The sequence below is a fragment of the Spirosoma foliorum genome, assembly GCF_014117325.1.
In the GTDB taxonomy this organism is placed as follows: Bacteria; Bacteroidota; Bacteroidia; order Cytophagales; family Spirosomataceae; genus Spirosoma; species Spirosoma foliorum.
In genome coordinates, this window is the sequence record NZ_CP059732.1 from 8,293,216 (window position 1) to 8,319,834 (window position 26,619).

General features: G+C 49.3%; 13 protein-coding genes and 1 pseudogene. 5 read left to right on the forward strand and 9 right to left on the reverse strand.

Features of this window, described 5'->3' with window-relative positions; translation table 11 throughout:
* Positions 1-212: 212 nt before the first annotated feature.
* Positions 213-2,123: an Ig-like domain-containing protein gene (locus H3H32_RS34955; protein WP_182460314.1), complete on the reverse strand. Its 1,911-nt coding sequence runs from the start codon at positions 2,121-2,123 to the stop codon at positions 213-215.
* A gap of 2 nt (positions 2,124-2,125) precedes the next feature.
* Positions 2,126-4,447, reverse strand: coding sequence for an Ig-like domain-containing protein (locus tag H3H32_RS34960; protein WP_182460315.1), 2,322 nt, complete (start codon positions 4,445-4,447; stop codon positions 2,126-2,128).
* 229 nt (positions 4,448-4,676) lie between these two features.
* On the opposite strand from H3H32_RS34960, the gene H3H32_RS34965 reads away from it, so the two are divergent.
* Entirely contained in the window at positions 4,677-6,797 is a 2,121-nt protein-coding gene (locus H3H32_RS34965) for an AAA family ATPase (protein WP_182460316.1), read from the forward strand.
* Between the two features lie 147 nt (positions 6,798-6,944).
* Here the strand turns inward: H3H32_RS34965 and H3H32_RS34970 are convergent, their stop codons facing one another.
* From H3H32_RS34970 to H3H32_RS34985, 4 genes are all read right to left on the reverse strand, one after another.
* A complete protein-coding gene (locus H3H32_RS34970; protein ID WP_182460317.1) occupies positions 6,945-8,888 on the reverse strand; it encodes a WG repeat-containing protein in 1,944 nt (647 codons plus the stop codon).
* A gap of 6 nt (positions 8,889-8,894) precedes the next feature.
* Positions 8,895-9,710, reverse strand: coding sequence for a hypothetical protein (locus tag H3H32_RS34975; RefSeq protein ID WP_182460318.1), 816 nt, complete (start codon positions 9,708-9,710; stop codon positions 8,895-8,897).
* Between the two features lie 67 nt (positions 9,711-9,777).
* Positions 9,778-12,279 carry an ABC transporter permease gene (locus tag H3H32_RS34980; RefSeq protein WP_182464578.1) on the reverse strand — a complete coding sequence of 834 codons (2,502 nt, stop codon included), beginning with the start codon at positions 12,277-12,279 and terminating at the stop codon, positions 9,778-9,780.
* Between the two features lie 99 nt (positions 12,280-12,378).
* Positions 12,379-13,071, reverse strand: coding sequence for an ABC transporter ATP-binding protein (locus H3H32_RS34985; protein WP_182460319.1), 693 nt, complete (start codon positions 13,069-13,071; stop codon positions 12,379-12,381).
* A 131-nt stretch (positions 13,072-13,202) separates the two neighbouring features.
* Here H3H32_RS34985 and H3H32_RS34990 point away from each other — a divergent pair, with 131 nt between their 5' ends.
* Positions 13,203-13,910 (forward strand): arylesterase, encoded by a 708-nt coding sequence (locus H3H32_RS34990; RefSeq protein ID WP_182460320.1) that lies wholly within the window; start codon positions 13,203-13,205, stop codon positions 13,908-13,910.
* Between the two features lie 56 nt (positions 13,911-13,966).
* Here the strand turns inward: H3H32_RS34990 and tamL are convergent, their stop codons facing one another.
* Both tamL and H3H32_RS35000 read right to left on the reverse strand, forming a co-directional pair.
* Positions 13,967-16,387: a translocation and assembly module lipoprotein TamL gene (gene tamL / locus H3H32_RS34995; RefSeq protein WP_182460321.1), complete on the reverse strand. Its 2,421-nt coding sequence runs from the start codon at positions 16,385-16,387 to the stop codon at positions 13,967-13,969.
* Positions 16,388-16,393: 6 nt separating this feature from the next.
* A complete protein-coding gene (locus H3H32_RS35000) occupies positions 16,394-21,493 on the reverse strand; it encodes a translocation/assembly module TamB domain-containing protein (RefSeq protein ID WP_182460322.1) in 5,100 nt (1,699 codons plus the stop codon).
* 355 nt (positions 21,494-21,848) lie between these two features.
* On the opposite strand from H3H32_RS35000, the pseudogene H3H32_RS35005 reads away from it, so the two are divergent.
* The 3 genes and pseudogenes from H3H32_RS35005 (at position 21,849) to H3H32_RS35015 (ending at position 25,374) form a co-directional block, all read left to right on the forward strand.
* A pseudogene (locus tag H3H32_RS35005) lies at positions 21,849-22,660 on the forward strand (TerC family protein).
* 110 nt (positions 22,661-22,770) lie between these two features.
* Positions 22,771-24,288, forward strand: a complete 1,518-nt coding sequence (locus H3H32_RS35010) for an NADH-quinone oxidoreductase subunit N (protein ID WP_182460323.1) — start codon at positions 22,771-22,773, stop codon at positions 24,286-24,288.
* 90 nt (positions 24,289-24,378) lie between these two features.
* The gene (locus tag H3H32_RS35015) at positions 24,379-25,374 is read left to right on the forward strand and encodes a bifunctional heptose 7-phosphate kinase/heptose 1-phosphate adenyltransferase (protein ID WP_182460324.1); all 996 of its coding nucleotides are present in this window, start codon (positions 24,379-24,381) and stop codon (positions 25,372-25,374) included.
* Between the two features lie 111 nt (positions 25,375-25,485).
* Here the strand turns inward: H3H32_RS35015 and hemE are convergent, their stop codons facing one another.
* Positions 25,486-26,511: a uroporphyrinogen decarboxylase gene (gene hemE / locus H3H32_RS35020; RefSeq protein ID WP_182460325.1), complete on the reverse strand. Its 1,026-nt coding sequence runs from the start codon at positions 26,509-26,511 to the stop codon at positions 25,486-25,488.
* Positions 26,512-26,619: the final 108 nt, after the last annotated feature.

Here is a 26,619-nt window from a genome sequence, read left to right on the forward strand (position 1 = left end):
AAGCAGTTTCAAACAGGCGGTAGGTGAATTTGAGAAAGCTCACATGTATCTTGTATCATGCGAGTGTTTTCTGAAAAAGAAGGGATTATAGGGGCTACCTTCCCTTTTGCATTATGGTATTGAAAGGCCACTTTCGAGGCTTCTTTTACGGACAAAAAATCGGCCACTATCTGATAGATAGTGGCCGATAAACAAGCTGTGGATAAGAAGTTTTATAAACCATTAATCACCCGAGCATATACATTGTTGGAAAGAACGCCATCATATTCTTTCGAGATATCATTCTGCACGGCTACGCTGATATTGGAAATACTTCCTGAGCTGGCTGTCGTTCGGATGATACTTACGCCCAGGATAGATGCCCCACCTGCTTCTATAAACTGGCCAGCTTTCATCGTTAGAGAGAGTTGCCGACCAGCCAGATCGGCCGTTGTATTCCAGTTAACGTTATTCACGGGGACATTGACGTTTCCTCCCGATACATCAATATTGCTAATGAACTGATTAAACAAAATCATATAGCCCACCGGAGCCGTAATAACAATAGTAACATTACCCATAGAGGTCGGCAGACCAGATACTTCAGACACACGTACCAGAAAGTCAACGACACTACCCGCTGCCGGGAAGTTTGCCTGCGGCATAATGATGATGGGTGTTAAGTCAGTACCCGCCAGCGCTACACTGGCTGTTGAGAAGCAGCCATTCGCGGTGGTAACGGTTACGGAGTAAGTGCCCGAAACATTGGCCACCGCAGTTCCCGCTATAGAATTCTGACTGACAAGACCCGGTCCACTGAACGCGTATAAACTGCCTCCACCGGCGGTCAGCGTCGCACTGGGGGTACCCGGCGTTAGCGGACCATTTTGGGTTAAGGTCGCTACAGGCACTGTTGTGTTGGATTGAACCGATGTAGTCTGCATGGCAGCGCAGCCATTGGCATTGGTAATCGTTACCGAATAGACACCAGCAGCCGTAACTACTGCTGTGCCGGATATGGGATTCTGACTAGCAATGCCTGGCCCACTGAAACTATAGCCAACGCCCGTTCCGGCGGTCAGCGTCACACTGGTGATGGCGCAGGTCAACGTACCACTGCTCACCAGCGTGGCATTCGGAGAAGCATTGATAATGACCGTAATGGAAGCGCGACCACTTTCGCAGCCATTGGCGTCTGTTTGACTAACATAGTACGCAGTGGTTCCAGGGGTAGTCGTTGGTGGAGTGGGTGTTGGAATGGTCGTCGTAGTGGATGGATCGGCATACCATTTCAGGTTTGTTCCTGTAGCAGCCAGCGTAACCGGAGTTGACAACTGACAGGCCGCCATCGGACTGACTACTGTAGGGATAGCTGGTTTGGCGATCACCACAATATTCAGGGCCGCCCTGGGTCCTTCGCAGCCATCCACAGTCTGGCTAACATAGTATGTTTGAGGACCAACGTTCGAAGTTGACGGAATAGGGGCTACGCTTGATGGATTGCCGCCCGTTTGGATTGTGTACCAGTTCAGTGTACCACCTGTGCTTGTTGTAGCCGTCAAAGAACTCGGTACAGAACTCTGGCAGAGCAATTGGGGATTTGGCGTTACGGTAGGTGCCACAGGAAGGGCTTTAATCGTCACTACAACGGCACTCCGATCGCTCTCGCAGCCATTACTAGTCTGGCTCACGTAGTAGGTAGTGACTCCTACGGCAGAGGTAGATAGGGCAGGCGTACCAGTATATAGCGTACCGCCAGTTTGGGCATTATACCATTTCAGATTACTGCCAGAGGTAACTCCTGTTTGTAACGAAACGCTATTGGCATTCTGGCAAAGGATGATAGAATTTGTGGTGGGGGCCACAGGTTTGGCATTCACCGTAACAGAAATAAATGCCCGGGTGCTGCTTTCACAACCATTGCCATCCGACTGACTAACGTAGTAACGGGTAGAACCGGGCGTGTTGGTCGAAGGGATGGTTGCACTTAACGATGCCACTCCTCCCGTTTCATTCGTCCCGTACCAGTTGAGGGTATTGCCTATAATAGCCGTCGCCGACAAAGGGGCTGGCGAATCATACTGGCAATAAGTGAGTATTGTTGAACTAACCGTTGGCGGAACAGGTCTGGATATGACGGTCACCGTCAACGTAGTTGGGGGCTTTCGCAACCGTTGGCATCTGTCTGGCTTACATAATAGATAACCGGAGGGCCCGCTACATCCGTCGATGGAGTGACTGGATTTGTCAAGGCCACACCGCCCGAATTCATCGTGTACCATTTCAGATTCGTACCCGTTGCCGTTAACGAAGTAGCGACTGAATTTTGGCAAAGGAACAGAAAGGAAGTAGCAACCGTTGGCGCAATTGGATTCGGATTAACCGTGAAGGTAATTGCTGCCCGATCACTCTCACAACCGTCGCCAGACGTCTGACTAACATAATAAGTGCTAGTCCCTAACGCTGTGGTCGAGAGCGTTGGGGCCACTGTAGAGCCCGTTCCACCCGTCGAGCCCGTATACCACTTCAGCGTACCCGTTGCGCCAACGGATAATGACAAAGAATTGGGAACGGAGTTCAAACAGGCGCTGGCATTGGTCACGGTTGGCGTTGCTGGTTTAGCATTCACCGTAACGGGAATATCTGCCCGAATACTCTCGCAACCAAATGGGTCTGACTGACTGACGTAGTAATGAAAGGCTCCGGCATTACTGGTTGATGGTGTGGATGCCTGGGCCGATGCCGTCCCACCCGTAGCATTGGTGCCATACCAATTCAGCGAGAAGTTCGTGTTGGCGGTAGCACTTAATGGAGCCGCGGTCGCAAATTGGCAGTAGGCAGCCGGTATAGTTACGGCCGGGCTAGGTGGCAGGGATCTGATGCTGACCGTAATGATTGCCCTTGGGCTCTCACACCCATTCAGCGTCTGGCTAACGTAGTAATTATTACTGGAAGTCGTTGAGGGAGTCAGGCTAGCGTACCTTGTTCCACCCGTAGAGCCAAGGTAAAAGTTTAAGGTGGCATTCGTGGCAGCAGTGGCCGTTAGCGATGTCGCGGTTGCATTCTGACAATATGCCTGAGAACTAACACCCGGAGCCGCCGGATATCCATTAACAATGAAGGTAATAACCGCCCGATCGCTCTCACAACCGTTGTTGTCAACCTGACTCACATAATAAAGGGTTTGCCCTATTGCATTGGTCGAGGGTGTTGGAGCCACTGTTGAACCACTACCACCCGTACTACCTATATACCATCGCAGGTTCGTACCCGATGTAACCCCTGTGGCTAAGGAAACGGGCGTTGTATTCTGACAAACACTCACGGGCGTGGTCGTGGGTGCGGCCGGTCGGGTGTTAACTGTTACCTGAATAGTAGCCTTCGGTCCTTCACAACCGCTAAACGTCTGACTGACGGAGTAATAGGTTGTGCCTGGGGCCGTTGTGGGTGGCGTTGGGGCCGTACTGCCCAGGGCATTATTGGACGGTCCATACCAGTTCAGGGTTCCACCACTAACAGCGCTAGCCGTTAATGGACTCGCTACCGCATCCTGACAATAGGTTACTGGAGTGGTCACCGAGGGGGCAGCAGGAGCCGCTTTAACGGTTACCGTAATCTCTGCCCGATCACTCTCACAAGCACTCCCATCGCTTTGATTACTGAAATTCGTCTGGCTCACATAGTAAGTAATCGACCCAACGTTGGAAGTGGAGGGAGTGGGTGCTATGGTAGAGCCACTGCCACTGAGCGCTGAGCTATACCATTTCAGATTACTGCCCGAGGTAACGGCTCCCGCTAATGAAGGAGCAGTGCTATTTTGGCAATACGACAACGACGAAACGACAGTCGGCTTAGCCGGTGGCGGATTTATGGTTACCTGTTGAGTAGCTCTGGGGCCTTCGCAGCCATTGACGGTCTGGCTGACATAGTAATTGGTGGTGCCTGTGGCTGAGGTGGGCGGGGTGGGTGCAACCGTTGTTCCCCCGCCACCTGTCGAAGCTGGATACCAGGTTAGGTTCTGGCCCGTAGCGGTCAGAGGAGGAATACCAGTAGCCCCCAGGCAGTAAGCCACATTCGAAACTGTAGGCGCTGAAGGCAACGCAGTAACCGTAAAGCCGTTGCTGTTTGGGCTATTTACATTCCCCGACGGTGTGCCCGATATACGGATCAGCCTAACCGTGTACGTGCCGGTGGTTCGATTAGCCGGAATTGTACCTTGTAGACTACCATTCCCTCCGCCAACTGATGCAGCACCTATAACCACATCGGCTGTACCAGGCCCATTAAGGTATAGGAACAAGGTACCTGCATCCCCCGCGGTATAACTGTAGGAAACGATGATGGACGAGTTGGCACAGACGGGGTTGGGGGTAACAGAAGTTATACTTAATTGCTGTGCCTGCGTACCCGTAAAGTGCAGTAATGAAATGATCAGGATGAATAGAAGCCGTCGTATAGGTGAAATCATAAAGGCTGAGCTGAATTGGAGACCCATGAAGAAGATTGCATATTTATTTCTGAGAATCAGGAAAGTCAAGCAGTTTCAAACAGACGGTAGGAGAATTTACCAAAGCAACCATATGTCATACTTCGGGTAAGCATTTTTTCTAATAAAGGAATTTAGAGTGCGTAAGATTGGGTGGATTTGTCTATAGTTGTAGCGTCGTTTAGCGTTGACAATTAAAATCCATTACGTAATGCCCTTTATATTGCAATCATTCCGGGTTACTAATTTTAGATCGATTGTTGATTCGGGTGAGCTAGATATAAGCGATTGTACCTGTCTGGTAGGTACGAATGAATCAGGTAAAACAAACCTGCTGGTTGCGTTGCATAAATTAAATCCGGCTGATGAGGCACGCATTGACCCGTTGACGGATTACCCACGGAAACAATACGCCAGCTACGATACGAACTCCGCTACGGAGCCTTTCATTCGGGCAACCTTTACCATAGCCCCCTTGGTTCGGGAGCAATTGGCGTCAACATTAGGCTATTCGACGGAGCTTTTGGCAACGGTTGAGGTAGCTCGGTTCTACACGGGCTTATACGATGTCAATTTCCCGGCTTCTTTTCTTGCGCAGTATCCCAACAAATATATCCATACGCTACTCAGCGCCTTTCTGGAAAAGTATCTGACAAGCGATCTGATTATCAAGGACAAGGAAGAAATCTTACAGGAGTTCCGGGAGTTTACGGATCGACTGATCGCACTTCTACCAGAATCAGGCAGTCTAGGTGAGTATGATGTGTATAACCTGATCGCGCAGATCGATGAATTTATTACGACTAAATATTCCCGTCGGCAACCGTTCCGGCTTTTTGCCGACGAACACCTGAAAGCCCCCCTCGAAAACATTGCCCGCTTGCTGAACAACAAGCGGATTGTACTATCAGCCGATCAGCAGCAGTTGTTTCTGGAGCAATTGCCACGCTTTGTCTATTACTCGGAATATGGCAATCTGGATGCAGAAATTTACCTCCCCCATGTTATCCAGAATAGTATCCGACAGGATCTTGGTTTACGGGAACAGGCCAGAGTGCGAACGTTAAAGGTGCTGTTTGACTTCGTGAAGTTAAGACCAGAGGAAATTCTGGAATTAGGATCAGAGGTGAGCCAGACACGGGTCATCACTCGCGATTCGTACGGTCGGATTGATAGTACAGTGGTAGAAACTGCGCCAGAAACTACAGTTGATCAGGAACGGGAAAACAAAAAGAAACGGGAAGTTATCCTTCAGGCGGCTTCTGTTCAGCTCACGAAGGCGTTTCAGGAGTGGTGGCATCAGGCAACTTATCGCTTTCGATTTCAGGCAGACGGGAACCACTTTCGGATTTGGGTAAGCGACGAAAAACGTACTGAAGAAATTGAGCTGGACGGACGCAGTAAAGGGCTGCAATGGTTCTTTAGCTTCTTTTTAACCTTCCGGGCCGAGCAGGCCAACGGCCATTCCAACTGTATTTTGTTACTTGATGAGCCGGGTCTTTCTCTGCATCCCGTTGCTCAGCAGGATCTGTTGACGTTTCTTCAGTCTCTTTCTCATAGTAACCAACTTATTTACACAACGCATTCGCCTTTCATGATCGGTAGCCGGATGCTCAATAACCTTAAAATGGTGTACGTGGGTCCTCATGGCGACTCGGTTATTTCCAACGATTACCGGGTAGGCAAGTCGGATGCCAGCGCGTCGTTTTATCCAATACAGGCCGCCTTACATTTAGGTATATCAGAACAGTTGCTGACCGCGCGCTTACCTGTTCTGGTGAATGACGTTGCCAGTCAGATTTACCTGCAACTCATTCAATCTTATTTGTTGAAAACGGGCGTACATCCACCCACCAAAGACCTTTTGTTTATACCCTCGTTATCCGATACGGAACCCTTATCGCAGATACTGTTTCAACAACTTGGGTCGATGCCCTATGTACTGCTTGAGGGTACGATTTCAGGGCATACAGTAGCTCAAAGCTTACGCCACACGGGATATAAAGAATTGCCTACACGGATCATCACGCTGAGCGAGTCACCTACGGAAGAACAGACGCTGGAGGATTTAATTCCTGTTCATGATATGGCCCGCCATTTTTCCCGGATGTACCGCGGTATGGAAACGGATGACTTTGATTATCTGGCACTTCCTGATCAACCTATTGTCCGTCAGATGGAATCATTTTCTGCCGCTAATGGATACACCTTACCTGGAGACTGGCGCTTGACCCTCGCCCGAAACGTGGCTAAAACTTTTGACAGTATGGCATCCAGACTCCAGGCAGAAACGGTTCAGAAATGGGTTGCCCTATTCAACAAGTTGGCCTGATTGATTTGTTGTATTTTACCCCACCCCAACCCCTCTCCTGTTTTCAGGGGAGGGGCCGGGGGTGGGGTAAAATGCCATAGTACTTATGCAGGACTACTTAAATCTCTGTGCTCTCCGTGTCTCTGTGTTTAATTGACGTAAATTCGTTTATATCTTATCCCAGTACATATGGCCAGTCTGGTCAATGTAGATCAGCCGGTTATTCTTGCGAACCAGCGCCAATCCATTATGAAAACGATAAGCGTGATCTAACGTACAAGCGATGACGAGGTCGCCCTGTTGGTTGATGTAGCCCCATTTGCCCCCTAGCTGAACAGCGGCCAGCCCCTCCGAAAAATTATCTGCATCGGTAAATTGGTAGGGAATGACGAGCTGGTTTTGCTTATCGATATAACCGAATAAATTTCGTTTTCGAACCAACGCCAGCCCTTCGGTAAAGGGCAAAGCCGAACTGAACAGAATCTCATCAAATTCGAAGGGAATGACGAGTGCCCCTTCGTGATTGATAAAGCCCATTTTTCTCGCTTTTTTCACCGAAGCCAGGCCCTCGGCGAAAATACCGGCTAAGTCGAACTGGTACGGAATCGTGAGCAGTCCATCCTGATTGATGTACCCAAACTGTCCGTTTTTTTCAACAGCGGCCAAACCCTCCGAAAAACTGTCTGCAAAGGGTAGTTCGCAGGGTATTTGCAAGGTGCCTGCTACATCAATAAAGCCGTAATTTCCGCCTAATTTAACCCTGGCCAATCCTTCGGCAAAGGGCGCGGCCGACTCAAACTGGAAGGGAATGACCAATTCGCCCTGTTCATCAATAAAGCCATAGGTATTGTTTTGACGGACCAGCGCGCGGCCTTCGGCAAAATAGCCGATTTCGTCATAGGCACAGGGGATAACTGGCTGCCCTTCCGGGTTAATAAATCCATATTTACCTAATTGCCGAACCACCGCCAAACCGGCTCTGAATTCCCGGACTTCATCAAACTGACAATCAATGACTAACTGCCCCTGTACATTACAAAATCCCCATTTGCCCTGTTTCCGAACAGGAGCCAGCCCCTCCGTAAAAGGGGCAACACTTTCCCATTCGCCAGACCCGACAAATTCACCCGACTGATTAACGAATCGCCACTGCCTTTTCTGAAGATATGGAATAAGTGTCTCTGGCCTTGTGGTTATCGTAACGGAGTCAGATTCTGGCATATGGAGCAAGTCCATGAGACCAGGAATAGGTTTGGGGGCGCAATGGATAGCGTGCTCCAACAGGCTTGCCCGGAGTGATACGTTAGCCGACGATAACCGACGAAACAGATTCCACTGGTCAGTATGGAAGGGGTCATTAACGACACTTAGGCTGAGTAGTAATGTATCGCTATCGGTGTACAATCCCGGAGACAGACTCAAGGCATGGAGTTCAAGAGAAAGGCCGAGCAAGCTGAAATCATCCAGATGACGGTCGAAGTGAGCGGGCGTTCGGGCAGGGTGCCGATACGGCAGGGTGCCTGTTTCGGTAGCCTCCTTGCCCGACAGTGCGGGTACGAAACAGCCATCGTAATCAATAAGGATCAATCGTCCATCGGGTCTTATCAGAATGTTATCTGCTTTTAAATCTCCATGGGCCATTGGCTGATTGAGCAGCCATCGCACCAGTTCATCGAACCGATGAGCCAGTGCGGTAAGCTTTTGGTGTTGCTGGTTACGGCAACAATCGGCCACATACTGACTCAGCGTTTGTCCCTCTACCCAGGGCATCACCACCACGTCGAATTCGTGTTCTTTACCAAAGCGAGTGTCGACCCAGATTTCGTTCAGGTGAAGGGTAAACGGGAGCAGATAGTCCGATGGGTTTTCGGTTAGGTAGCGTGCAATGGCCCGAAGCCGTTCCCGTCGGCCGGGAACTTCTCGCAGAAAGCAACGCAAGGCAACCTGTTTGCCCGTTTGACTATCCTGCATGCGAAAGACCACGGCAAAATTTCCACTACTGAAATAGACCTGCCCATCTGCCTTTCGAACGGGCACCAGCTGCCTCAACCGATTTAAGGTTTCGCCGGAGAGTTCGATGGACTGTATGTATTCGCTGATAGAAGGCAACATGTGAGATCAGAATTCAATCAAAATACAGGTATAATCATCCCCCCCAAGTAATTGAGCCGAACGTAAGTATTGGGTATGTTGCAGAAACGTGTCGGTCGACGCCAGGGCTTGCCAGAGTGGCTGCCATACCTGTTCATTAAAATTGCCTGCTTCAGCTTGCCAAAAGGCTTGGTGAGTTACGGCTCTGGTACCCAAGCCGGTAGGCAACTGACTTACGATGGCTAATTCGTCCTGGTCGCCCTGAAGTGCTTTATATCCCATGAGTAAATACTGCCCCAGGGTATCAGAACACAGCACAATTTGCTGACCGGGCTCTTTAATCCAGGTACCTCTTCGGAACCCTTCTGCCGAGCAGGGGAGCAACCAGTTTAGCAAATAAGGGGCTTCCGTAAATTGGCTTAAGGCTGGGTTCGACGCTAGGAGTTGCCCTGTTGCTGGATTGAAAGACAACACCAGGGCATCACCATATACAGACCAGTGCAGTAAAGAGCCCTGCTGATGTAGCGTGGCGAGCGTGGCCCCGGAGCCTTCATTAAGAAACTTTAGTTCGGTCAGATAATTGGCGCCTGCCTGCGCCTGAAATTCATCAAAAAAACGACCCCATTGATCAGTTAACCATTGAGCGACCTCAGCAACCTCCCTGAATGGTTGAGCAGGCACCTGCTCAACCAAAAACTGCGCCCACTCGCCCGCATATAATCCTGTTCCACCCGCACCATCAGCAACAGCCCAAAGCTGGGCCGCCGTATCGACTCGCCAGGCGTCTTCATTGTCAACATACAAAGGAAATTCTTTGCCTATCGATACGTGTCTAATAGCCATAAGTCGAACCGTAGATGCGGCAAAAATGCTAATTATTTTGTGCCGAAACGCAAATTGTTAGACTTGTTTACGCTTCGGCCCGCAATACATCCAAGGGTGGTCTTGTCAATACGTCGCGGCTGTTGAAGACGCCGATGAGCACGGTCAGAATGGTTACTACTGCTGTAACGATAAGTAGGGGAACTGCATCGGGGCGATAGGGGACTTCGAACACAAATCGGGCTAAGGCCCAGGTGCCTACAATCGACAACAGAATGCCCGATAGTGCCGATAAAAGCCCCAGTAAGCCATATTCGACAACCGTAATGCTCAAAATCTGTTCCCGACTGGCCCCCAGTGTTCGAAGCAATACGCTTTCGCGCAGGCGCTGGTATTTGCTGATAACTACCGAGCTGGCGAGTACCAATAGTCCGGTCAGAATGCTGAACAAGGCCATAAACTGAATCACAAACGAAATTTGCGCCAGAATTTCATCAACCGTTTTTAAGATCAGACCGAGATCGATAGCCGATACGTTCGGGAATCGACTGACAAGGTTGCGCTGAAGTATAGCTGAAACGTTGTTGTCCGGCACTCGGGTCATCAGTACATGAAATTGCGGAGCCTGTTCCAGTACACCTGCCGGAAAAACAACCAGAAAATTAGTCTGCACCCGATTCCATTCAACCTCGCGGGTACCGCCCACAATGGTTTGAATAGGCGCTCCCTGCACGTTGAAATTTAACGTATCACCAAGCTTAAGGTGCATTCGCTCGAAGAAGTCTTTGTCGATGGATACGTACACATTGCCGTCGGCCTGATATGGCGCTTTGCCTGATACCAGTTTTTCTGACGAGATCAACGAATCACGGTACGTAACGCGGTATTCACGGGTAAACGCCCACTTCGGAGGTCTGGACGCTGTATCTTTGCGGATCGATTCGTTCGTTTTTCCATTGATATCCGACAGCCGCATCGTAACAATGGGCGCTTCCTGTAAAATAGGTAATTTCTGACCAGTCACCAGCGATCGAACGCCACTAAGTTGCTCATTCTGAATGTCGAACAGTACCATGTTCGGTTGTTTACCGCTTCCTGATAACTCTACTCGCCCGAGTAACAAGCCCTGCGTAAGGTAGAGCGTGGCAATCAGGAAAGCCCCTAGTCCTATGGACATTACCAGAATAAGCGTTTGATTATTGGGCCGATAAAGGTTGGCTAGGCTCTGTCGCCATACATAACTCCAGGATGTTGGAAAGAATCGGCGAACCAGCCAGATGAGCCCCAGGCCGAGAGCTGTCAGAATGCCAAACGCCACGGTTAAACCAGCCGTAAAGCCAAGCGCCAGCATCAGGTTTTTCGTCTGTAAATAGGCGAACCCAACGATGAAGCCAATAACGAGTAAATACACAAGCCACCGCAGCGGGTCGCGACCGCTTAAGTCGTCTTCGTACGATGTCCGCAACGTTCGCAAGGGTGAAACGTTCCGGATAGCCAGTAGAGGGAGCAGCGAAAACAGGATTGAAATTAATAAACCCGTACCGATACCCCCCAGAATAGCTGGCCCCGACAAAGACGTTTCGACGGTGATCGGTAGGAAATTTCCAAAAATACGGGGTAATACTAACTGCACGACCGACCCAACCAGCGCCCCAATTGTTGCCCCAATCAACCCCATTAGAGCCGTTTGGAGCAGGTAAATCAGAAATGCCTGCCGACCGCTAGCGCCCAATGTACGCAGGATGGCAACCGACGTTACTTTCTCTTTTACGTATAACTGGACCGAACTGGCAACGCCTACGCAACCAAGCAACAAGGCAACAAAGGCAACCAGGCTTAGGTATTTGGTGAGATCGCCAAAGGAACGGCCGGTTTGTTTTTTACGACCTTCGACTGTGTCGTAGTTAACCCCTTCTTTATCCAATCGACCCGAAACCGTTTTTACGAATTTCTCCACATCGGTGCCCGGCGCAAACTGGTAATAATATTTATAGGCCACGCGACTGCCTCGCTGTAACAATCCCGTATTGGCCAGAAATTGACTAGGAACGAAGACCGTTGGCGCAACAGTAGCGGCAATGGCAGCTTGGCCGGGCGTTTTAGTCACGCGACCTGCAATCAAAAATGACAGATTTCCTACTTTAACTGAATCGCCAACCTGAGCACCTAACTGCACCAAAAGTCCATCATCGACTAAGGCCACACGACCGGCGGCCTGCCGGAACGTTTGAATAGCCGATGCCGGCTGCACTTCCCAGGTCCCATAATATGGAAAGTTACCCTGTAGCCCTTTTACCTGCGCCAGTCGGACACCTCCAGTTTTAGGTATAGACACCAGCGACGCAAACGAGACTTCATACGCTCGATCACGGCCTGTCGTTTTTAATAACTGCTGTGTTTTAGGCGATGGCGCGCGCGACCAGGACACCGTGAGATCGGCACCCAGAAGTTCGCGGGCCTGATCGTCGATGCTTTGGGCAAGGTTGTCGCCAAAGGAATTTATAGCGACTAAAGCCGCAATGCCGAGCACAATAGCCGACATGAATAAGAGTAATCGTTGACGGCTCCGGCGACTATCGCGCCAAGCCATTCGGAAGAGCCAAGAGGTGTTCATCTACTGTTGAATGATTGAATGATAGAATGACCGGGCCGCCGAAGCGGTGAATAGAAAGTGATCTTGCCTATTTATTCAATCATTCAATAATTCGGTCATTCTATCATTGACTACCATACCTCCCTTAATACGAATGATGCGCTGCGTTCGCGCGGCTAATTCCATATCGTGCGTAACGAGAACGAGCGTGGTGCCAGCCTCGCGGTTGAGTTCAAAAAGAAGGTCGACAACAGTCGCGCTGGTATCGGCATCCAGATTTCCCGTTGGTTCGTCGGCGAAGAGCAGTTTAGGACGATTCGCGAAGGCTCTAGCCAGTGAAACGCGCTGTTGCTCACCGCCCGATAACTGGGTTGGATAATGGTGTCCGCGTTGGCCTAAACCGACTCGGTCGAGCAGCGATTGCGCTGTTTTAGCCGCTCCTTTCTCACCCCGTAACTCCAGCGGCACCATCACGTTTTCGAGCGCCGTGAGTGTGGGTAATAACTGAAAGTTCTGGAAAATGAATCCGACGTGCTGGTTACGGATAGCGGCCCGTTGATCTTCATTGAGTGTATCGAGCCGAATATCGTTGAGGTAAACACTGCCCGATGAAGCCCGATCTAATCCGGCACACAAGCCTAATAAAGTGGTTTTGCCACTTCCTGATGGACCAACAATCGAGAAGGTATCGCCGGGTTCGAGGGTGAAGTTTACACTATGAAGTACGGTCAGCTCACGGCCACCACTTGAATATGTTTTAGTAAGATTTTCGACGCGCAGAATACTCATTGAAACAAAAGGTTGTTCTAAACACGGAGATAACGGAGATTTACACGGAGAACAAGAAGAGGAGAAAGGCTTTGTGAACTCCGTGGAATCCTCAGTGTTCTCTGTGTTTAAATCAAACCGTCATAAAACCAATGAAGTTCTGCCTAAATCGACAAACGACCTATTCTGTGATAAGCGGCCTGCTGACGCTCCTAACGGTCTGGGGATGTGGTTCATCCGATACAAAAACAACTGCAACGACTACAACAGCCACGCAACCTGAATCGAAATCCGTTGCCACGACCAAAAAACAAATTGTGCTGTTTTATGGCAATAGCCTGACAGCTGGGTATGGCGTTGAGCCGTCGCAGGCCTTTCCGGCGTTGGTAGGTCAGAAGATAGACTCCGCTGGACTGAACTACACGGTTGTTAATGCAGGATTGAGTGGCGAAACCACGGCCGGTGGCAAAAGCCGGATTAGCTGGGTGATGCGTCAGCCGGTAAGCGTTTTCGTTTTGGAGTTGGGCGGGAATGATGGATTACGAGGACTTCCTCTCTCTGCCACCCGCCAGAATTTACAGGCCATCGTCGATACCGTTCGGCTGAAAAGTCCGCAGGCTACTATTGTGCTGGCTGGCATGCAGATTCCGCCAAATATGGGAACATCGTACTCGAAAGAATTCCGGGAGCTATTTAAAGAACTGGCTGATAAGAACAAGCTTATTCTGATTCCCTTTCTGCTCGAAGGCGTTGGCGGCATCCCGAAACTGAATCAGCCCGACGGTATTCACCCAACCCCTGCCGGGCATAAAATTGTGGCTAATACGGTTTGGGAAGTGCTTAGGCCGGTATTGAAGTAGCCTGGACGTCCACGTTCGGGAGTAAGTTGATCACCCGGACGTGGACGTCCAGGCTACTAAAACGGATAACCTACGGCAATGTTAAATATCAGATTTTGCTTGCGCCAGTCGGTTTTATCGAAGGCCATCTTATCGATGACCCACTCACTGCCGTCTGTCTGGTAAGGTTTGCGTAGGGGAGTGGCAATGTCAAGGCGGACCAGAAAGAACGATAAATCAATCCGAACACCGACCCCCGTTCCGATGGCAATCTGTTCGTAAAACCGTTTGGGAAACTGGGCTTCAGGACCAAATGTGGTTATGTCTGAGTACGACCAGACGTTTCCGGCATCGGCAAAAACAGCTCCTTCGAGGTACTTGTTGAATTTAACCCGGAGTTCGGTATTAGCCTCCAGCTTAACGTCGCCACCGCCGTCCTGAAATATGGGAACATTCCGTAAGGTATCGCGCGTGAACAAGCCGGGTCCAATGGCTCTTGGCCGGAATGCGCGAATACTATTACTCCCTCCAACAAAGTACTGTTTGGTAAATGGCAATGATTTGCCTTTTGAATTACCATACGTAATCCCGACGCCCGCAAACAGGCGGTTCGCCCAGGTTATTTTTGAGGTTAACTTACGATACAATCGCCCGTCAACATCGAGTCGGAGGTATTGTGCGTAAGGGACCCCGAAAATTCCATTCCGATCATCATTTTCTAACGGCTTTCGGAAGAAAAGACTCGCCAGATTGCCCGCCACTTCTGCGTTAGCACTTATCCGATAGCTGGTAGGGGAGAGTGAACGGATTGGGGAGTTGAAATTAAACGTGTATAAAGAGCTTAAAATGAGCTGATCGGATCGGAAAACCGTGTTGGTATACTGCTGCTTTACAATAGGAGCAACATCAGGGTCCGCAAGAATTTCATAAACGCGGTCGGTGACCTGATTTAGGGGAACAAACACATAGTTAATATTGAACGGCTGAAAAACGTGTTCAACTTGTTGATTTTGTCGCCAGGCATACCCAAAGGTTGTTTGGGCTGAATTAATCCGATACAACCCCCCTCGAAGGATTGTCTGATAACCAATGGTTGCATTTGTTTTAGGTAGGGCCTGCCGCTGATCATATTTGAACCGGAAGGGAGCTACCAGTCGTGGAAAACTTAGGCTTGCATCGAGGCCAAAGCGATAATTAGTTACCCCCTCACCAGCGTCGCCGACCTGAAATTCAATCCCGGCATTGGCATTAATGGTCAGTAATTCTGCTCGTTTGAGAGCATTTCGGGTTCGCCAGCTCACGATGGCCTGTGTACCGTTGAAGTTATTCGAACGAGACGTTCCATCAATCTCCAACCGTACCGATTTTGTCGGATAGGGCGTTAGGTAATAATGGACATCCAGGACGGCTGAGTCGCCCTGTTGGTCAGGCTCGAATCGGTTACGCACAAATTTAAACGCACCGACATTAATGAACCGGGAAAGGGTAAGGTCCTGCATGCGGCTGTTGTAGCGCGTATGGGGTTTCACCGTTACAATGTCGCGAAACAATTTCTGATCGAACCGTCGGGTGGAGTCGATAACCTGGAATTGCTCTTCTGTTGTATAAGCCCGTCGTCGATTCGTATCATTTCTGGCGGTCGACAGATTATAATTCGGATAAATGAAAATATCGCGAATGTAATAGGGAACGCCAGCGGCTTCGGGCATATCGGGCTTAATCGCGAAATACAATTTTGTCCGGTGCCGTGCCGTATCGTTGTCGGCAATTACAGCGATATAGTCAGGCAGAAAATAATAAAAGCCACGTTGTTTAATGGACTGACTAATGCGTTCGCGCTCTAGTTTGATGTTGTCGAACACATAAGGATCGCCTTTTTTGATAACCGTTCGTCGGGCCGATGCCAGCAATGCTTTACGAACGGGGGTGGAGTCAACCAGAAAGCCCGCTGAATCGATCAAAAAGCGCTGTTTAACATCTACCTCATAAGCACCACGCGCCTTATAGCCATCTTCGGTTAGCTTTCCGGTAGCATCAGACCCGAAATAACCCTGATTCTGCAAGGTTGCCTTGAAAACCGGAATATTGGAGGTGATGGCTTTAGCGCTGGCCAATACAGGCTCCTGCCCAAATTTTTTCCGGAACCACGACCGGAACCCTTTCGGTTTTTTGGGCTCTCCGAACAGGTAGTACAAACCAACTTTGTAGGGATAGCCAAAGAGCTGTTTATTGGGACGAGGGCGAGCCAGGGCTGTTAACTGTTCTTTCAGGCCAGCTTGCTCCGTGGCCGAAACGGTTGAATCGGCATGAATAGTAATATCGGTACCCATGTACAACCGCTCATTCGATGGTAAATGCTTGGCTATGTTACAGGCACTGAGTAAAATACATAAGCTATACGGTAATAAAGAAGTGGCTAATCGACGGTTCTTTACCCGTATACGCAAGGTAAAAAACAGCCCGTTGAAAAAAGAGTTTATCAGCGATAGGTATCTCATAACGAATTAATTCAGCGCGGGGCCTGGCGATGACCGACGGAAAATTTCGGACAGTGTGTTATAATCCATCGAGATGATGAACCCAACTCCCGTTTCGATAATATAGCCATCCAATACGGCCTGGTAGTCATTGCGTCGGTACGCCCGCAATACATAACGACCATCGCGGGTAACGTTGTAATTGGCCGACACGTTGTCGAATACCTGATTCTGACTGGGCACTGCGGCCTGAGCCGAGTTGTCCAGAACGAAGTTTTTGCCGACCGAAACGGTGACGCGACCAGCCAGAAAACTACGCGATAACCCTACGTTCAGATCGGTGCGGGAGCCGTTTGTAGTGCCGCCCGTATTGGAGCTACCTGCCTGCGATAATAAGTTAAAATCGACATCGAACCCTTTCAACACACCCGACGCCAACCGACCCAGTTGGTCCGAGATTAGTTTACTGACACTGCTACGAGCGATGTTTTCGGCCTGGGTATTCAACCCGCCATTATCCGAGCCGGAGAAGAAGTCCGACGAGTTTTCGGGTAGGAATCGATTCAGAATCAGGAGGGCAAACACCTGTTTGTTGACTTGCGCGGGGTCTTGCCGGAGAAGCTTAAGCTTATCTTCAACCGTTGATCCCAGGTCGCTATACTGACTTGTGCTGTTGTTTTCTATCTCAGGAGAGCGAATATCAAAGCTCAATTTGGGCGCTGCCAGATTATCACTAATGGTAAGGTCGACCTCAAAAGGAAGCTTACGTTTGAGCGAGGCCGCATTGATGGATGATGTCTCATTGCCAATCAGGTCGCCAGGGGGAGCCGAAACTTTGTAGACAGCCGTCATATTGATGTCGGCTTTGAGCGGATCGCCGGTAAAATTGATGTAACCGCCTTTCTGAAGCTGGAACTGTCTTTTTAGTACCTGATAGGTCAGCGAATATTCGCCCTCGGTCACTTCATAGCGACCAAGCACCGTCAGCTGTCCTGATGCATTGACGCCTATATTGAGTCGGGCGTTGCCGCGTGCCCGCAGGTAATCACCGTTTAGTTCATCGACAACAATAGTCAATTCTGATTTTTCATCCGCTTCCAGATCGACCGAAATGGTTGAGTTGCTTAACTCCTCAAAGGCTAGTTTGGGGGCAAGCGTGTCCTTTTTGGGCTTGTATAAATATTTAGTTAGCGCCAGTGAATCGTTGTGGTTGATAAACGTTACAATTCCGTTCGATTCATCTGCACTCACCGATTCGTCGGGCAGTACCATCGAGATTTTGCTATCGTCATCAAGCCGGACCGTACCGTTAATGGATGCATTGGACCCTGTTCCTTTAATTCGCAGATCAGTACTGACAGCGGCCTGTCCGTAGGCATAATCATTGTCTTTTCGGCTGGCGTTGAGCACCTGGAAATGATCGGCCTGAACGCGTAGGTTGTAGGCAACGTTGGGCAGGTTTTTGAGGGTAACGGTGCCGTTTGTCGTCAGCGTACGGTTCAGGGTATCCCGCAATTTGAAGTCGTTAAACGTAATGGTTTGATTCGAGAAAGCGAGTGCCGACTTATCGATTCGATAGGTAGAATTGAGCTGTTTGATGTTAAAGGCAACGGAATCAAAATCGACTTTACCATCTAATTTAGGATTGTCGGTGGCTCCCGCTACGGTAAAATCACCAACGAGTTGACCCTTCGCCTGTCGTAGCTCACCAAAACTGAAGGCTTCAATGGTTCGGGCATCCAGCCGTTTCAGATTAATCGCTAAGTCGAGTGCTTCCTTGGCGTTTTCAGGATTATAAAAACCCGTAACCGTAACGTCGTTATACGGCCCCGTAAGGGTGGTGTTTACGTTAATACGGCCATCGTCGCCATTTCTCAGCCGGGCTGTCAGGTTACCAATCGGTTTCTGCATCACCTTCAGGCTATCGACGTAAATCGATCCAATAAAGGAGAGCTTGTTCGTTGTATTCAGATAATCCCGGACAATGATGGTGCCGTTCAACTGACCGCTGGCCAGCGTCGTATCCTGATTAGCCAGCCGGGCCAGGTTAGCCAGCTCAATGGCATGTGCTGTTACGCGAATCGGCGCATTTTCGTATTGTTCGGTATTGCTGATGTCGAGCGATTGCTGCCCGGTTTCCAGGTGAAGGTTGTTGATCCGTACGCCATTTTTACCGTACTGGGCAAAACCGGTGGTATCCGTTTTCCAGCGTTCGTAATTGGTAAGTAGCCCATTCGGCGCAAACTGGAATCGATAACTAGAGTCAACAATACTCAACGTGCCTGCCAGGCCGTGAAGATCCTGATTGATGGAATCTTTGTTGACGACAGCAAACCGGAACTGGTTGTTAGCGGCTATACCATTCAGATCCGTCTGGCGAATGGTCATGCCGTTATAGAGTATCCCATTAATACGGCCATCTACTTTCAACCGATTATTGGCTCCCCGAATGGCAAAGCTACTTCCCTGAAGCGTCGTTGTATCGTACACCACGACACCCGTGCGAAGGACGGCCGATAGCGTCGTATCGCGGTTATTATCCAGATAAGCATCGAATCGGACGGTATCCAAGCGCGTTAAAGCCGGAACAAAAGCCTGAAACAACGGATTCTGGTAGGCTTTAAGCGACATAGTAAACGCATGCGGGGGCGGAATTTTCTTGTAAGCCAGCGATGGTAAGGCAATGTATTGGCTGATTTCGCCCGCAATAATGTCGTACAACTGTGCATAGTCGAACTGACCATTCAGTTTAAGCTGGGCACCCGGCAAGCGGGCAACCACGTTCTTTGTGTTGCCATCAGCCGCTAGTTTCGCATAAAGCGAATCGATTGGGTAGTTTTTCCCATTCAAACTCAAAACGGCATCGCTCGCCGAAACGGTACCAACAGGCTTCGCCGGATCGGTTGAGGCCATGTCGAGTATAATCTTTCCTTTAAGCGAAAGCGGATCTTTATAAAACTTGAGTTTTTGTAGGTTCAGCTCCTGTATAGCCACTTCTCCAGCTACACTGGGGAAATCGCCTTTCAGCCCAACTTTGGTATCGATGCTCAGATTGGCATTAGGGTCTTTAAGCGCACCCGTTATATTCAGAAGGCCATTCGATAGTCGGCCCTTCGCATCAAGATTTTGGTAAACATAGCCGTTTAAATCGGCTGATTGTATGGCCAGGTCAAAATTGGTCGTCAGTGTTTTAACATCAATTCCCCGTCCGTTGACAGTGGCCCGGCCCGTTATTTTACCAACCGTTCCGGTTTGTTTGAGCCACTTACCTGCATCGAACTGATTAAGGTTGAGTGTTCCTTTATAGGTTTGATTCTTCCCGGCAACAAAGCCTGCCAGTCGCCCATCGAAATTGGCCGTACCCCATTCCGTATTCAGTTTGGTATCTAAAATAAGGTCATTCAGCTGACCATTGATTTTACCCGTCAGTTTTAGTGTTTTAGGGAGATCAATTGAGGAAGGTATAGAGCCTTTAGGTGCCAGCTTGTTAATATCGGCTAAACTGGTTGTTGCTTCCTGCACCGTCATCGCTACGCCCAAATGATTAGGGTCGGTTACGTTTGTCAGCTTACCACTGGCACGAAGTCTGGTACCAGACAACATGGTCAGCTCAATACGGGGTAAATTCAGGGCGGCCAACGTACCAACCGCCTGTGCATTGGCTTTGAAAACTCCTCCCTTATTCCCCGCAAATGGGGGCGTGTTGGCCAGATCGGGAGCTAGCTTCAATACATCATCTACCGACAGGCGACTGTCGCGCAGATTTACCCGGACGTTTACCCGCTTCGCAAAGCGTGGATTGCTAAGTTGAGCCAGCGAGTCATAACGCAACACTACCTGATCGCGAAGGAGGGTGGTTGGCGTTTGGATATAGAGTTTGGTTAACGTTGTGGTAGTGTCGGTGTAAAGCAGATTTCCGTCGAGCTGCTGAAGTACAAAAGTATCGCCAGCCTTTGCTGTAGCAGCCCGGAAACGACCGTTGCGCAGTTGTCCACTAATCCGTTGCCCGCGCTTACCTAAATCCTGATAAGCCAGAAACTTACCATCGATTCCTAAGTTTTGTAAATCAAGGTGGCCATAATCTAGCCCTTGCTTCTGACGGGGAGCCGTTTCATCATCGAATCGAACCCGATTGTTCGCAAAACGAACGTTGGTCAACTTCGCCTGCCAGCCCGGCGTGGATTCGCCCGGCGCTGTTGATGTGGTAGCTGATGTTGGCGTTGTGGCAGTCGGCTTCTTGCTTGGCTTGGTTAACGTAGCGGCAATATCGGCATTGGTGAGATTGAGCGATTTAAGACCGATTTTTTCACCTTCCAGGTATAAATAATCGGATTCCATGGCGAGCTGATCGGCACTTCCCTGGGTTTTGAAGTCGGCCGTTTCAACTCGAACGTCCCATTTTGTGTGATTGAGCTGCCATTTTCCCAAGGCCAGATCGAGCGTATCGCCGGGTTTGCTTGGGGAACTTGGTGGCGTCGGCAAGCCTTCGTACAGACGGGTATAGATATTCAAACCATTCGCAGCCACATTGGCTAGATGATATTGCGATTTGGCTACGTCAGTCTTGTCGAATGTTGCTTTCAGACTATCCAGATAGGCATTTACATCGGCTCCTGCTACATCATCTTTATACTTAATCCGAACGTCGCGAAGCGCAATTCCCTTCAGGTTTATCGCCATTGGCGTCGACACGGTGTCGGATGGCTCGGGTGTACCAGTGGGTTTTGTAATGAAAGCGTTGAGAATGTATTGGAAATTGAACGCGGTATCGGGGAGTGTACGAGTAACATTCAGCTTGATGTGCTCTAGTTCTATCTGATTCAGAGCAACCCGATTGTTGAGTAGCCCCCACATATCGAGATCAACGCGCATTCGGCCACCGTTCAGCAGGGTATCGCCTTTGGGCGTTTTGAAAAACACATCTTCCAGTTCAATCCAATCGGGAATAGAGTATTTAATACGTCCAATATGGAAGGGCGACTGAAGTTTTTGAGCGAGATAAGAGTTTACTTGTTTCGTTACAAACTGTTGTCCCCAGGGTGTCGTAGCCACAAGCACCACAAATCCTCCCAGCAACAGGACGAGGGCAAGGATACCAAGAAGAACACGAACGATCAGTTTCGCCACAATAAATTAAGTTTCCGGTTGCCACGAAACCGGTTTAGTGTTTGCTAGTGAAAACAAGGGTTTCCTTCCATAACGAGTATGGCCGGAAAATGTTACGAGATAATCCCAAAGCTGCTAAATGTCCAGATACATCTCCAATTTATCAAATTGACCCTGTAAATGACCAAATAGGTGGCTTAGCATTGCTTCATTACTAATACGACATTAGACGAACTATTATGCTATACGTCAATCATGAACATTAACCGATTGGCTAGTTAGGCAACCTTTTGTCCGGTTCCAGGGCTCTTTCTTGAACAAGTTGTTGCAGACCCGAGTCTCAGGGGGTAATTTTGGGCTTCACTTCGGTTCAACCATGAGCAACCTTTTTACTGCTGAATCTATTATCAGTCTGCTAACCCTGACATTTTTAGAAATTGTCCTGGGTATCGATAACATTATTTTCATCTCCATTGCGGCCAACAAGCTTGCGCGACAAGATCAGCCTAAAGCCCGAAATATCGGTTTAGCGTTAGCAATGGGATTCCGGCTGGTACTATTATTGGGTATTTCATTTGTGATATCACTGAGTAAGCCGTTTACGCACGTTGATGCGGGCTGGTTCAAAGCGGCTTTTACGGGTCAAAGCCTGATTCTGTTTGGCGGAGGGCTGTTTCTGCTTTATAAAGCTACTTCCGAAATTCACCATAAATTGGAGGGGGGGGAGATCATGAGGAAACGGGCACTGTAAAAAGTAAGACCACTATTTCGACCGTGGTGACGCAAATTGCCATTACCAACATCGTGTTCTCCATCGACTCGATTCTAACGGCTATCGGTCTGACGCAGAACGTAGCCATCATGATGATAGCCGTTGTGTTATCTATCCTGATCATGATGTTCTTTGCTGGCCCGGTCGGCTCGTTTGTGAACGAACACCCTACGATTCAAATGCTGGGGCTGGCTTTCCTGATTATGATCGGGTTTATGCTGGTAGCCGAAGGCGCTCACTTATCGGAGGTCGAAATTTTCAATCAGGAAGTTGGTTCTGTGCCCAAAGGTTATCTCTACTTTGCCATCGCCTTCTCGCTGCTGGTTGAATTCCTGAATATTCGGCTGCGCAAAAAACAGAGTCCCGTTAAGCTGCATTCTTACGAAGGCCAGCCCGATCAGGACGGAATGATTTAATAGTAGTATATAGGAGTGAGGAACGAGAAGGGAGAATGCTCCGCCAGAAAAAGCGTGCATCAGCCATTCTCGTTTCTCGCTCCTCATTCCTCACTCCTTAAGCAAAAACGTTGTCCCTTACCGATCAATTAAACGACATTATTAACAGCCTCGGTGGTTTTGGACCAGAGGTGTGGTTATCGGTGGCTTTTTGTGGGCTGCTCGTGGCTGAACTTGTTTTAGGTCGAGTAACCCCCTTGTCAAAAGTTCGCCGATGGTTAGTTGGGTTAAGTGTCGGGATCGTATTGGTAGCGGGAGTATGGGCCGTACTATTGCCAACGCGAGGGTATTTGTTCATGCACCTGTTGTTCGTTGACAACCAAGCGATTTTTATTCAATTAGTTGTTGCGTTGAGCGCCGTAGCTGTTTTGCTATATGAAGCTTTTACGACGTCAGAGCGAGTTGACGGACAGTCGAAATTACCGCTTGAATGGTATGCGCTGTTGATTGCCATGACACTTGGGCTATTTCTAATGGCGATGTCAGTCAATTTGTTGAGCATTTACCTGAGCATCGAATTAGTTTCCATCTGTTCTTATTTACTTACGGCACTCACCAGGGAGCGGAAAGCATCGGAAGGGGGGGTTAAGTACTTACTTTTCGGGGCCGTTAGTTCGGCCATTATGCTATATGGCATGTCGTTGCTGTATGGCATGACCGGTACGCTAGACTTGACCGCCGATGTTTTTGGCGCAGAACTTGCCCGGCAAGATGGCGCTATAGCAACAGTCGCTTTGCTGTTAACCGGAGCCGGGTTGTTTTTCAAACTGGCGGGTGTGCCGTTCCATGTCTGGACGCCGGATGCTTATGAAGCGGCTCCCGTTCCCGTAGCGGCCTTCTTTTCGGTTGGGCCTAAGGCGGCTGCAGTACTCGTGCTCATGCGCATTGTAACAGCCCTCCCGGCCGAGTCGGTGTTTGGTGAGACTCCGGCTAATTCGCTCCAAACGCCATTGGCTGTGCTGGCACTGGCTGGTATTCTGATTGGTAATCTATCGGCGCTGCGCCAAACCGATGCGAAGCGATTATTGGCTTACTCGACTATTGCTCACGCGGGGTTTCTTCTTGTTGGGGTTGTGGCCATGAGTCAGGCAGGCTTTGAGGCTGTGTTTTTCTACGTTGGCACCTATTTGTTTATTTCGCTGGCCGCTTTCTTCCTGGTCGACTTACTAGCCAGGAGCGCTGGCTCAGATTTAACGATTAGCAACTTCGCGGGGTTGGGCCCAAAGCAACCCTTATTGTCGGTGGCGCTAACAGTAGTTATGCTTGCCTTAACCGGTTTGCCACCAACGGTTGGGTTTACAGCCAAACTCTTATCGTTTTCGGCGCTTTATGATGCTTACCAGCAAAGTGGTAATTCCTGGCTGCTGGCTTTATTTGGGCTGGGTTTGCTGAACGCGCTGATCTCGTTAGTCTATTATCTCAAAATTCCTTTCCTGCTATTTTTTCGGCCCACCTTATCTGCCGAAAACTCCCAACAGGTAACGCAAATACCCAAAGTTGCTGTCTGGTTGAGCGTTGGATTAGTCATACCAATCGTCGGTTTATTTTTGAAGCCAGAAGTCCTGCTACATTGGCTGGTGAACTGGTAAACAATGCCCGGTTGCTCAACTACGGCTACGATTACTCAAAAAAGGGGACTTTTTTCGTTTCTTTGTGCTTCAATAAGTTGTTGTGTGCCTATGAATCCGGTCCTGGATATGACCATCGATGAATTGTTTGAGCAATTCGATAAACTCCGCGTTCTGATTATTGGCGATGTTATGCTCGATTCCTACGTATGGGGGCGTGTTGAGCGAATATCTCCCGAAGCCCCTGTTCCAGTTGTGACAGTCGATCGGCGGGAGTTGCGTTTGGGGGGAGCGGGCAATGTATTGCTGAACGTACAGGCACTCGGAGCGGAAGCCATTATTTGCTCCATTATTGGCATAGATGGGCCGGGAGATCAGCTTGAAAAAGAACTCTGTGATCGGGAGTTAAACTGCGATGGCCTCATCCGAAGTGCTGACCGAATTACGACCATTAAAGAGCGAATTATTGCCGGATCGCAGCAGGTAGTTCGTGTTGATACAGAAACAGATAAATACATCACAAGCGATGAACGGAAACTGCTCATTGCGAAAGCGAAGGAGTTAATTCCGACTTGCCATGTCGTTATTTTCGAAGACTACGACAAAGGGGTTCTGAGCAAAGAAGCCATTGCCGAAATCACTGATTTTGCCAATGAGCGAGGGGTTCCAACGGTAGTTGACCCTAAAAAAAGAAATTTCCTGTCTTATCAGAACACCACGCTTTTCAAGCCGAACCTGAAAGAACTTCGCGAAGGGTTGAAAGTAGAGTTTGATGTAGACAATGCCGAGGAATTTCAGGCAGTTGTTACCCAATTGAAAGAAACCCTAAACCTGAAAGGCGCGCTCATTACGCTTTCAGAACGAGGGGCTTTTATTGATTATAATGACGAAAAATTAAAGCTCCCTGCTCATGTTCGGAAGATTGCCGACGTGTCGGGGGCGGGTGATACCGTCATTAGCATTGCAGCCTGTTGCGTTGCGCTGAAACAACCTCCGAGTATTATTGCAGGATTATCGAATCTCGGCGGTGGATTAGTCTGTGAATCGGTTGGCGTTGTGCCAATTGATAAGGCACAGCTAAAGGAAGAAGCAAAAGAGAATTTGTAATGTAGCGTGGTTGGACTGGCGTAACGCGGACATCTTGTCCGCATAGCTAGATAATATAGTTATAAGCAATGCGGACAAGATGTCCGCGTTACGCCAGTCCGACCACGCTACTTACATTGATAGTTTCTTCACTGCATCCACAAAACATTTTGCTTTATCTGGATCAGTATCAGGGTAGATGCCGTGGCCGAGGTTGGCAATATAATGCTGATGGCCAAACGCATTGAGCATTTGCTTCACTTCGGCCCGAATCTGGGCAAAATCTGCATACAGTACACAAGGGTCAAGATTGCCCTGCAAGACCCGGTTCGGTATCAATTGGCGTGACTCGTGCGGGTCCATATTCCAGTCGATACCTACCACATCGCAGCTCAATTGGCCAATTTCGTGCCGGGCGAAGAAGGCTCCCTTTGCAAAGACGGTCACGGGTACTTCCGTAATGAGGTCGCAGATTTGCTTAATGTAAGGGAGCGAGAATGTGCGGTATTGCTCTGGTGAGAGAATGCCTGCCCACGAATCGAACAACTGGATTAAATCAGCACCCGCCCGTATTTGGGCTTGTAAGTAAGCAATGGTACTATCCGTGATTTGCTGAAGTAGCGCATGGGCAAAATCAGGATCGGTATATAGTAATTTCTTGGCGACCGAGAAGGTTTTGCTGCCTTTTCCTTCTGTCATGTAACAGAAAATAGTGAATGGCGCACCCGCAAAACCAATAAGCGGCACGCGATTATTCAACTCTTTTTTGGTCAGCTTGATCGCATCCAATACATAGCCCAGGTCGCTTTCGGCATCGGCTACGCGCAAACGGCTCAGGTCGGCCATGTTGCGGACGGTAGTTGGGAAAACGGGACCCCGACTTTCAATCATTTCGTAGGGCAGTCCCATTGCTTCGGGCACAACGAGAATGTCGGAGAAGATAATCGCGGCATCCACATCGAAGGCGTCGACTGGCTGAATTGTTACTTCAGCGGCCAATTCGGGCGTTTTTGCCAGCGTGATAAAACTTCCTGCCTGTTCCCGAACGGCCCGATACTGAGGTAACACGCGTCCGGCCTGGCGCATCATCCATACAGGTACGCGCTCGGTCAATTCGCCCCGTGCGGTGCGGAGCAGCAAATCATTCTGTAAAGTCATGGTGCAAAGATAATCTGAATTGCATCGGCAACCCGGCCAGCTTTTTATGATTTAAGTGATTATCTGATTTTGTTAACTCAGCGCTTGGGTCACTTCTTACTGGCCTAG